Here is an 11,431-nt window from a genome sequence, read left to right on the forward strand (position 1 = left end):
AATTTTAGTGGCGGGTCTATTCCACCACAGCCAATAAATTATTGAAATAACGTTGATGCAAATGAAAAACCTTTTAAACAATTAGATAATAAATATTATTTTGTAATATGACGTGGTGATGAAAATTTTGATTAACGTATTATTAAATTTAAAAATGATACAGATGTAGGTTCTTCACAAAAGACAATTAATAATTTAAAAGATCAATATTATTTAATTTTAGGCAGTTATTTTGGTGTACGTGCTGTTAATTTATATATACACCAACCGGGATTTACTGGTTTTACACATTTATGAGTTAAAAATGATAATTATTTTAAATTTGTTTATTGTTGAAATGATGATAAAGAACCAAATACACGATTTATTTCACCTAAAACAGGGCAAATTATAGACTGAAATTTAAAGCAACAAAATAATATTAATGGTAATGATGAAATTAAAGTAACTATTAAAAACAAAGATATTTCAGAAAACCCTATTTATCAAAAAGCAGCATCACGATATTCTTGAGGAACATCATGCAGGGCATGCTCAACTACTCGAATAATAATTGGCAACGTCATTATAAAAAACATTAACCCGGCTGATCAAAAATTATGTCCAAGTTCCAACCCAACAACAAGAACAACATATCCAAAAATAGCAAAAACAATTGATGGTGTTGCAACTAAAGCATCAGTTGAAAATTGAATTAATGCTACTAATCGACTATTTTTTCGCGCATATTCACTCAAATAAATTGCTGTAATGATGCTAATCGGAATTGAAAAAAAATTCCCGTGAAAATTAACATAAAAGTTAAAATAATAAGTGTTGGTAACTCATAATAACCAATAAAAGAGCTTGAATCAAACTGTGCTAAATAACTAATTGCCGCAAAACCATTAATAATAATATTTAAAATAATCCATGCAGAAAAACTAAGTATAAGCAAACAAGTTAATATCATTCAAAAAATTCGAGAATAATTTATTGTTTTATTATAATAATTAGTTTTTATCTTTTTATTAATTAACATGAGAAAATCTTTGTCTGTTAATCAAGTTGAATTACTTCCTTCTGCTAATGAATTGCTTGCTCGTTGAGAATGTTTTCGCTTTCATCTACGAATTAAATGCTTCCCTTGTTCTTTTTGTCGTTGAATTTTATAAGTAGTTAAAATAATAATATTTAAAATTGAAACCATCATTAATAGAATTAAGCCTAAAGCAAATAAAGCTAAACGATGTAAACTAGCAACATGTTCAGGTAATTCAATTCCAATTTGGGTTGTTAATGTTGCAATTGGACTAAAAAAAACTTCAAAATCCTTGCCTTAAATTAGGAATTTGTGCCGCCATTCCTGTTAATAAAATCATAGCAGTAACTTCACCAATAACACGGCACATTTCAAAAATAACAGCACCAATAATTTTTGTTCTTGCAGCTGTTTTTACCACTTTAAAAGCAGTATATGTACGAGATGCACCCATTGCTAGAGCTGCAAAACGATATGATTTCGGAACACTTAAAAAAGCATTTGGCCCGATAGCAAAAATGGTTGGCAAAGCTAAAAGAGCTAGGATAACCCCTGCTGTTAATAAATTTGTTGGTCCGCTAGCTCCCGCCCGAACAAATAACATACCAATTGTTTCTCGTCTAAACACCACAAATAAAACTGGCGGAATTCCGGCTAATAATTCAATAACAAAAATAATAATATTTCTTATTTGTCTTGATAAAAATTCTGTGACAAAAAGAGCGGTTAAAATTGCTAATAGTGCAGTAATAATAATCGCTAATGTTAAAACTAAAATAGTACCAAGAATAAATGCTAAAGCGCCAAATTGGTATTCTCCTGTTTCATTATTAATAATTCACTTCGTCCCTGTTAAAAAGTTTCAAAATCCTTGATAACGTAAATCAGGAATAGCACTAATAACAATGAAATAAATAATTAAAAATACAGCAATAATCGCAGACAATGAAAATAAACTAATCATTACTTTTGCAAGATGATCAGTAATTTGCTTGCATTTAAAAATATTTGTACTAATTTGATTCATAAATTAATCTAATGTGGATAAATCAGAAAAAGGATTTGTACCATATCATTCTCAAGCTGGAATTAATTTATCAGCTTGAATGATTGATTGTCCCTTAGCTTCATTTTTTAAAAATAATAAAAAATTCTTAACTAATGATAAATTATCACCCTTTAAATGAAATGTTAATTCAAAATAACGCTTTAATTCATAATTTTCTTGTAAAGTTGTTGGCGATGCTACAATTCCTTTATATTTTAAAATACTCAACTTATTTTCCTCTACTAATTTTTTAGCGCTATATGAAACATATCCTATTGACCCTGAATTATCCTTTACCTTCTTAATTGCTGCTGCAGTATTATTAGCTATTCGTAATTGCAAATCAAATTCTTTAATTTGTAATTTTTCTTGGAAAACATCACGTGTACCTGAATTTTGTTCACGATTAATAGGGGTAACTTTTGTTGTTGATTGACATTCTAACAAATCACCTCAAGTTTTTGTTTCCCCTTCATAAATTTACTTTAAAACGTCAACTTTACTACTAATCAAATCTAACTCTAAATTTGATCCTTGACAATCTGATGGTAAATTAGCAATTAACAAAATGCCGTCAACAGCAAATTTTAAACCAGCATATGGATCTTTTCTAAATTCTGTCTTTAAAGCTCGTGAAGTAAAACCAAAAACTAAGGTATTGTTTTTAATTCCTGTTTCACCTCCGCTAGAGCCACTACTATTATAAGCAACCCTAATATTATGTTCTTGGTTAAATTTTTTTAAAACAGAATTCATTAATCCTTGGACCGAAGTTGAACCACCAAACAAAAAAGTTTGTTTTTGTTGACAACTAATAACACTAATAGCACTCGTACCGCTTAACATTAGTGTTGATAGTAATCATAAAATTTTTTTCAAATCATATCCTCCAAATTATTTTAGTAATTTATTAATATTACTCACTATTAAACAGTTAAAATAGAAATCATAAAAACTGTTTATGGAATAATAATTACTTAAAATAAAGCAAAATGCAAGAAAAGTAATATTTTATCAAATTTATTTCCATTTTAAAATAAATTAGCAAAAAAATTCCATAAAATTAAAAAGTTAATATAGTACCTTCTTTATAAATACTTTATTAACTAAAAACTTTATATTGTTAATTACTTCCAATCTTAATTAAAATTATTTGTAGCAAGCACCCCCCAACAGACAACATTCCTAGACTGTTAACTTTTCCACATAATCCTCATCAGTTCTCCTACTATTTCCCAACAATTCTAATTCGGTTGCTAACCCTCGAATCCGATCAACAATTCTTAATGCTTTTACTTTATTAATTTCTTTATCATTAATTTCAGTTTTAACATTTGCATAAATCGTTGTTAAAGCTGTTGTTGTAAAATTTGATGAAAAAAAAGTTGGCAGTCGACGACTAATACGGTCATTTAGAATACGAAATAATAAATCATCACGAACTCATGGAGAAACTGTTTCTCCACCAATATCATCTAAAAATAAAACATCCGCTCCTAATAAAATTTCTACTAATGATGATTCACTATTAAAAAGATTAAATGATTCCTTTACTCGATTAATTAAATTAATTACTGAAATAAAAGCAACTTTACGATTATTATTTGCTAAAACATTAGCTAAGCGAATTAATAAATAAGTTTTGCCAACTCCTGGCTGGCCATGAATATATAAACCTTTTTTTCGTTGACCTTTAACAAATTTAACCATTTCGCCAATAATAAGATGCATATTATTAAAATTTTCATCTTTTTTAATATCATTTAATCGTAGTTTTAATAATTCATCACTAAAGTCATAATAAAGATAATTATTTTTAATTTTATTTTTTTCTTTAATAGCTATTGTATGATTACATTCAACTCGTGTTAAAAACAAATTATTATTTTCTTTTTTAATATAATATTTGTATCCTTTAAAGGATTGTTGGCATAAAGATAAAAATGATGTTTTTTCACATTGATGATAATTTTTTAAATATTCTTGAAAGAGTGTCTCAAACTGTTGATAATTATTAATATCAAACGCAATTTCTTGTAAATTAAGTATTAACTCTGCATTGTTTTGAAGTTGTTTTAATAAATTTAGTTTTGACATTGCCCCCATCTCTCTTTCATTTTTACTATTATAAATTTTTTAAATCATCTAATAATTGTGTAAGATCAACTTTTTTAATTCCTTGTTCTTGCCGTTTTTGTTCATAAATTTTATTATATTCTAATTCAGCCATATTATGTTTAACTGCTTTTTCTTTCCATTGATATGTTTTTGCTTTAATAGCATCTTTTGTAACTTTACTTTTTTGTGTTTTTGCATAAGCATCGCGTAAATGCTCCATTGCTTTATCAACAGTATTAATTTGTAATTGATGAAAAGTGTTTGCAATTTTTTCACAATACTTTTTTTCAATTCGATGAGCATTTTTAAATCAAACATATTCAATTAAGCAATTAACTACCCCTGGTCTCAATGAATAATTAATAATTAAATCGCGAATTAATTCAATTTCAATTGGTGTTGGCTTCTTATTTTCTCGTAGTAAAGTTAAATATTGAATTGGATCAATTGAAACCATTTCATTAATTTTTGCTTCTAACATATTAGTTGGTTTAATAACATTTTCATCATTAACAATTAAATTTAATTGTTCTCCATTAAATTGTTTTTTTAATATTGCTTTTTGTTGAAAATCAGATAGTAAATGTTGAAATGTTTCATAATTAAAAATTCGTTCTTTGGCAGTTAACTCAATACTTTTATAAATAAAAATAGCAAGATTATTTGTTAAAACATTGTAATAATTTGCTAACTGGATAATTTTTTCACGATATGGTAAATATAATTTATGATTTGCATTTTTTGATGCTAAGTATTTATCAATATAAACAAAATCAAATGTCATTGTTTCATCACTTAATTGACCAGATAAATCATTATGCTTCTGTTTACCCTCTTGCTGATTAACAATAAATTTAGCTTTAATAATTGCAAAAGATTTTTCTCCTACAATATTCAATAAATAATTTCTTAAAATTTGATTTTCAAAAAAAGCAATTGCGGAAATTGGTAATTGTGGTTTTAAAATATAATGCTTTCCTTTTTCACGTTTTAAAATCTTTAATAAACCAATTGTTTCTAATTTACTTTTTGCTACTAAAAATTCATCATATGATATTTGTAATAATGTTAAAAGATTCTCTAAATGATATTTAGTATTTAATTCTAAGATGAAATCTTGTGCTGTTAAGGCAATATATAACATATGTGCTTTATCGCCAATAATTGGCCGATATAAACATAAAAGTAACATACGTTCATCATCTGACAATTGATATTCTTGTTTAATTAAATAAGTAGTTTCTTTTTCCATCATTTTCCCGTTCCTCTTTGTTTAATCATTAATAATATTACAATGAACAATTAATAAGTAAATATAATTTGTTAAAATAATGCTATTAACTGACTTATCCACAATCTTTTTTAAATAAAACAGTTATAATTATTAAGTTTTTAAAACTTTTCCACATATAAACAACTTTTAACTATTATATTTTTTCTGTTTTTTAAATTTAATTGGTGTTAAAACTAATAATCCTTTTTGGGTGCATCATAAAGCAAGATTATGACGTGAAGTAATTAATTTATATAAAATAGTAAAACTTGAAATAACGATTGGTAAATAAATTGCCAATTGAATTGGAAACTTAATTGCTTTAATAACAAAAGCCATTGGGAAAAGAACTTGTTTTAGACCGATTGCATATAATCATAAAACATTAAATGCAAATGAAATTAAAGCAAACCCTATTGCATATAAAATAATTGTTTTTAATATTCAAAATTTATCACTTTTAAATAAAAAAACCATACTTCCTAAAAAACCATATAAAGCAAGATTAAAGGAAAAACCACTATGATATGTTCCACCAATATTTGCCAAAGCCCCTAAAGCATCAGTAGCAAGACCACTCAATACACCCAAAAATGGTCCAAATAACATTCCAATCACAAAAATTAAAAAGTTACCTAATGCTAATTGAATTACTCCCCCTCCCATAAATGAAAACGGAATAGTATAACTAATGACATTTGTTAAAATAACAGATAATGTAATTAATAAACTTATAATTGTAATTGTTAAAATACTAATTTTTTTTCAATTTTTATAATCTAATAATACCCCAACATAAAATAAAATAGCAATTCCTAAACAAGCACCAATATTTGTTAATATATATAGCATATTTTACACCCTCTCTAAATAAAACTGATAAACCAATGGAATAAAATATAAAGACCCACAAACTAAAATATTTTTTGTTTTATTTCGTAATAATAATTTTTTCCAATTTTTAACTTTGTTCTGTATCTTAATATTATTAATGTCTCAGGATATTGGATGCTGAAATTCCGTAATATATAAATTATTGTCAAAATGTTCCTTCAATAAAATTAAATTTTGCATATAATCTTTTTTTTGTGAAGAAGCATACAATACTAATACTTCATTTCGATTCAAATTATGTAACATTTCAAAAGTATGAATACAGGCACGAATTCCTTCTGGATTATGTGCTCCATCAATAATAAAATACGGATTTTTACTTAGTTGGGTAAAACGTCCTAAGACTGGGTTTACTTTAAAAAGCTCATAATTAATTTTAAACTTAAAAATTTTTAAAAACTTAATAACTAAGCCAACATTAAATTCTTGGTAATAATTAATTGCTTGTGGGTAAACTTCACTTATAATAATATTATCCGAATTATAATATTTTGCAATTAAATTAAAATGTTTTTTACAACTAGCACTAATAAAAAGTTGACAATTGTTTTTTGCAATTCTAACTTTATTTTGAATAATACTATCCAAAGTATTGCCTAATATCTCAGTATGTTCATAATCAATTGAAGTTAATAAAACAGCTAATTGATTATTAAAAACATTCGTTACATCTAAACAGCCACCAATTCCAGCTTCAATAATTGCAATATCAATTTTTTGCTCTAAAAAATATTTAATACAAATTAAAACTCAAATTTCAAAAAAAGTTAATTGATAAGTTTTAATTTCTTTTTTAATTTCTTTGATAATTCGTTTTAAATCACTATCACTAATCATCTTGCTATTAATTTTAATTCGTTCATTATGTTTTGAAAATGCTGGTGATGTAAAAAGACCTACCCGGTGATATTTTAACATTAACTGGCGGTGTAAGTAATTTGAAACTGATCCCTTTCCGTTTGTACCAACAACATTAATTACTTTAATTTTATTTTGTGCATCCGCATATTTTTCTGTTAATAATTTTGCCAAATTATATTTTTTTTGAAAAAACGTTGCCTTAAAAAGTTGTTTTTTAACATCCATTGTAACCTCTTACTTTAATAAAGGTTTTAAATATTGCGCTGTATAACTAGTGCCACTTTTTAAAACAAGTTGTTCTGGTGTTCCTGTTGCAACAATCATGCCATCACCAACGCCACCTTCTGGTCCTAAATCAATAATATAATCAGCCATTTTAATAACATCTAAATTATGTTCAATCGTAATAACAGTATCACCATTATCAACAATTTTATTCAAAACTACTAACAATCTTTTAACATCATCAACATGTAATCCCGTTGTTGGTTCATCTAATAAAAATAAAGTTTTTCCCGTTGTCCGTTTTAACAAGAAGGTTGATAACTTAACTCGTTGGGCTTCTCCACCAGACAATTCTGTTGCTGATTGACCTAATTTAATATAACCTAACCCAACCTCTTGCATTGTTCCTAACTTCTGACTAATTTTTGGTTGTGCCGCAAAAAAATCACAAGCTTGGTCAACTGTCATTTCTAAAACATCATAAATATTTTTATCTTTGAATTTAACTAATAATGTTTCATCATTATAACGTTTCCCTTCACAAACTTCACAAGAAACATAAACCGTTGGTAGAAAGTGCATTGAAATCTTAATAATTCCATCACCTTGACAATGTTCACAACGTCCACCTGGCATATTAAACGAAAAACGACCCTTCAAATACCCTCGTGCTTTAGCTTCATTTGTATTGGCAAATAAATCACGAATATCATCAAAAACTGATGTATAAGTTACTGGATTACTCCGTGGTGTTTTCCCAATTGGATCTTGGGAAATATTAATTACTTTATCAATGTTATCAATCCCAACGATTTTATCATGTGCCCCTGGTCGTTCAGTTGCTAACCCTAAATTTTTCTTAATACCCTTTCATAAAATTTCATTCATTAAAGTTGATTTACCACTTCCTGAAACACCTGTTAAACAAACAAATTTATTTAAAGGAATTGTAACATTAATATTTTTTAAATTGTTTTCTCGTGCTCCTTTAATTTCTAATACTAAGCCATTACCACCACGCCGTTTTTTTGGCACATCAATTGCTAATTCACCAGTTAAATATTTACCAGTAATTGAATTTGGGTTTTGTTGAATATCATCAATACTTCCCACAGCAACAACTTGCCCCCCATTAATTCCTGCACGTGGACCAATGTCAATAATATAATCACTAGCACGAATCGTATCTTCATCGTGCTCAACAACAATTAAAGTATTTCCTAAATCACGTAAACTTTTTAATGTTTCAATTAATTTATCATTATCTCGTTGGTGTAATCCAATTGAAGGTTCATCGAGAACATACAAAACCCCTGTTAATTGACTACCAATTTGCGTTGCTAATCGAATTCGTTGAGCTTCTCCACCTGATAATGTTGAAGTATTACGTGATAACGTTAAATAACCTAATCCAACACGACTTAAAAAATCCAAACGATTAACTAATTCATTAATAATTAATCGTGCAATTTCTTGTTGTGATTCTGTTAATTTTAAATTCAAAACTTCTTTTAATTCATCTTCAACAGATAAATCAGTAAATTCAGAAATACTAATATTATTAATCTTAACTGATAAAGGAATTTCATTTAATCGCTTTCCTAAACAAGTTCCACATTTTTTATCTGTCATAAATTGTTTATAATATTTACGTTGTGATTCACTTGATGTTTCCGTATAGCGACGTTCAATTAACTGCCCAATTCCTTCAATATAATCATATCCCCGCATAATGTTCCCACCAGCTGTTTTTAAATTATATTCAATTGGTTCATCACTACCACGAATCAAATATTCTAGTTGCTCTTTTGTCAAATCACTGACGGGTTGTTCTAACACAATATGATAATGATTAGCTAAAACTTTAAACTTTTTCCATTCAATATTTGTTGTATTAACAATATTTTTTAAATAAATAATTGCCCATTGTAAAATTGATAATGACCGATTAGGTATCAATAAATCTTCATCAACTTCTAATTTTATTCCCAATCCTTTACATTCACTACAAGCTCCTGAGGGTGAATTAAATGAAAATAATCGTGGTTCTAATTCCGAAATAACAAAACCACAAATACTACATGAATAATTAGTTGAAAAAAGCATTTCCTTTTTTTGATCAGCAAAATCAATTTTTACTAATGCATTACCATATTTTAACGCTACTTCAATTGCATCATGAATTCGACTTAATAAATCTGCTGATTCTTTATAAATCAAACGGTCAATAATAATATCAATATTTTGTCGTTTATTTTTATCTAATTCAATTTCTTCATCTAAAGTTTTGATTTCATCATTAACCTTGACACGAATAAAACTTTCTTGTTTTAAACGTGCAAATAAATCTTTAAAACTACCTTTCTTATCACGAACTACTGGCGACAAAATCATAAATTTTTCACCTTCTGTTAAAAGTTGTTTTAAATTATTTATTATTTCTTTAACTGTTACTGATTTAATAACCCCATGACCATTAATACAATATGGTGTCCCAACGCGAGCATATAATAAACGTAAATAATCATAAATTTCAGTAACTGTTCCAACAGTACTGCGAGGATTATGACTAGTTGTTTTTTGATCAATAGAAATCGCTGGTGACAAACCTTCAATTGCATCAACATCAGGTTTTTCATTTCCACCTAAAAATTGGCGAGCATAACTTGATAGACTTTCAATATAACGGCGTCTTCCTTCTGCATAAATGGTATTAAAAGCTAATGATGATTTTCCACTTCCTGATAAACCAGTAAAAACAACTAATTTATCTTTAGGTACCTTAACATCAATATTCTTTAAATTATTCTCTCGAGCGCCTTTAACAACGATTCAATCTTTTCTCATTCTCTCACCCTCTTAATTAGTTTTTTGTAAATTAGCATCATAAAATAATCTTATTTTTAAAAAAGAAAATTGTAAATTTTTAATATGTACAAATGATTAAATCTAAATTTAAAAAATCTAACATTAACTGTCAGATTAATAAAATTAGTTAAGTTCTGTCACAATTTGACTTACTTTGGTTTCAACAAAATAAGCATATTCTTTAATTAATTCTTCTTGTCCTTCTAAAAAGAATAAAATTTTCATGATTTTTTCTTTTAGATCTGAAACTTCTTCATCACTACTATAATTTTCAATAAAATAGATTTCAACTAATTGCTCTGCAATTTCTTCATCAGCAACTGATTGTTCATAATAATTATTGTAATTAGCTTCATTTAGAACTTCGCCAATAAAATCACGAAAAAGTTTATCATCATTAATTTTAGTTTTAATTTTTAATAATAATTCCTTTAATTCTGGTTTCATAACTTCCTCCCTTGTTTAAACTACTTATATTGTACTATATAAATTAATTATTTGTTTGAAGAAATAATTTGTTATATTGCTTCAAATATTTAGCACGATGTTCATTAATTGCAAGCAATTGCTTACTAATTAATGTTTCTTTCGTTAAAAATTCATTTTTTTCAATTTCAAATGGTTTTAAAATTAGAATTACAACATTTTGTAATCTTAATACTAATTCTTGATTATCTAATAATTGAATAGCATTAGTTAATATTTTTTCATAATTAAAGCCTGCTAAAGAATCATTTACGGGGCCAATTAGTTTGGCCTTCCTTTTTAAAAGTAATCGTTGTAAACGCTCATATTCATCATCAAAATAATTTCGTTTAATATAAAATTCAACTTCTTTTTCAAAATCATTAGTATTTTTTGACTTTTTGCGACGAAAAATATTACGATGATTACCAGTTGTATATCCTTTAGCAACTAAATTTGATAAATCCGTTGTTAAATCAATATTTTCTTCAACCTTTACTGTTACAATAAACAAAACTCGTACGACATAACCAATAAAAATTTGATTATTTTTGTCATTAAAATCATAATATCATTACGCAGTGATTCTGTTTGATAACGATGATATAGTTTAGTTAATTCATCAACTAAAACTTTAATATTACTATCCATCCTACCC

The 11,431-nt window shown here is 26.7% G+C and carries 13 protein-coding genes; all 13 read right to left on the reverse strand.

Features of this window, described 5'->3' with window-relative positions:
• Positions 1-482 precede the first annotated feature (482 nt).
• Complete coding sequence (locus tag ACZ91P_RS11400; protein ID WP_465156233.1) at positions 483-737, reverse strand: ABC transporter permease subunit; 255 nt, start codon at positions 735-737, stop codon at positions 483-485.
• A complete protein-coding gene (locus ACZ91P_RS11405) occupies positions 704-1,192 on the reverse strand; it encodes a hypothetical protein (protein ID WP_465156235.1) in 489 nt (162 codons plus the stop codon). The genes ACZ91P_RS11400 and ACZ91P_RS11405 overlap by 34 nt, the downstream gene beginning before the upstream one ends.
• A 100-nt stretch (positions 1,193-1,292) precedes the next feature.
• Positions 1,293-2,048, reverse strand: coding sequence for a PstC family ABC transporter permease (locus tag ACZ91P_RS11410; RefSeq protein WP_465156237.1), 756 nt, complete (start codon positions 2,046-2,048; stop codon positions 1,293-1,295).
• A gap of 3 nt (positions 2,049-2,051) precedes the next feature.
• Positions 2,052-2,516 (reverse strand): substrate-binding domain-containing protein, encoded by a 465-nt coding sequence (locus ACZ91P_RS11415; RefSeq protein ID WP_465156239.1) that lies wholly within the window; start codon positions 2,514-2,516, stop codon positions 2,052-2,054.
• A gap of 33 nt (positions 2,517-2,549) precedes the next feature.
• Entirely contained in the window at positions 2,550-2,948 is a 399-nt protein-coding gene (locus tag ACZ91P_RS11420) for a substrate-binding domain-containing protein (protein ID WP_465156241.1), read from the reverse strand.
• Positions 2,949-3,254: 306 nt separating this feature from the next.
• Positions 3,255-4,166, reverse strand: coding sequence for an ATP-binding protein (locus tag ACZ91P_RS11425; RefSeq protein ID WP_465156243.1), 912 nt, complete (start codon positions 4,164-4,166; stop codon positions 3,255-3,257).
• Between the two features lie 28 nt (positions 4,167-4,194).
• Positions 4,195-5,442: a DnaD domain protein gene (locus tag ACZ91P_RS11430; RefSeq protein ID WP_465156245.1), complete on the reverse strand. Its 1,248-nt coding sequence runs from the start codon at positions 5,440-5,442 to the stop codon at positions 4,195-4,197.
• A 165-nt stretch (positions 5,443-5,607) separates the two neighbouring features.
• Positions 5,608-6,312 (reverse strand): folate family ECF transporter S component, encoded by a 705-nt coding sequence (locus ACZ91P_RS11435; protein WP_465156247.1) that lies wholly within the window; start codon positions 6,310-6,312, stop codon positions 5,608-5,610.
• A gap of 3 nt (positions 6,313-6,315) precedes the next feature.
• Positions 6,316-7,440, reverse strand: a complete 1,125-nt coding sequence (locus ACZ91P_RS11440; RefSeq protein WP_465156249.1) for a folylpolyglutamate synthase/dihydrofolate synthase family protein — start codon at positions 7,438-7,440, stop codon at positions 6,316-6,318.
• 9 nt (positions 7,441-7,449) lie between these two features.
• Positions 7,450-10,287, reverse strand: coding sequence for an excinuclease ABC subunit UvrA (uvrA, locus tag ACZ91P_RS11445; protein WP_465156252.1), 2,838 nt, complete (start codon positions 10,285-10,287; stop codon positions 7,450-7,452).
• A gap of 144 nt (positions 10,288-10,431) precedes the next feature.
• Positions 10,432-10,755 (reverse strand): hypothetical protein, encoded by a 324-nt coding sequence (locus tag ACZ91P_RS11450; protein ID WP_338991858.1) that lies wholly within the window; start codon positions 10,753-10,755, stop codon positions 10,432-10,434.
• Between the two features lie 43 nt (positions 10,756-10,798).
• Complete coding sequence (locus tag ACZ91P_RS11455) at positions 10,799-11,287, reverse strand: hypothetical protein (RefSeq protein WP_465156254.1); 489 nt, start codon at positions 11,285-11,287, stop codon at positions 10,799-10,801.
• Positions 11,275-11,424, reverse strand: a complete 150-nt coding sequence (locus ACZ91P_RS11460; RefSeq protein WP_465156256.1) for a hypothetical protein — start codon at positions 11,422-11,424, stop codon at positions 11,275-11,277. The genes ACZ91P_RS11455 and ACZ91P_RS11460 overlap by 13 nt, the downstream gene beginning before the upstream one ends.
• Between the last annotated feature and the right edge of the window lie 7 nt (positions 11,425-11,431).

The organism is Spiroplasma endosymbiont of Halictus nicosiae (assembly GCF_978018445.1).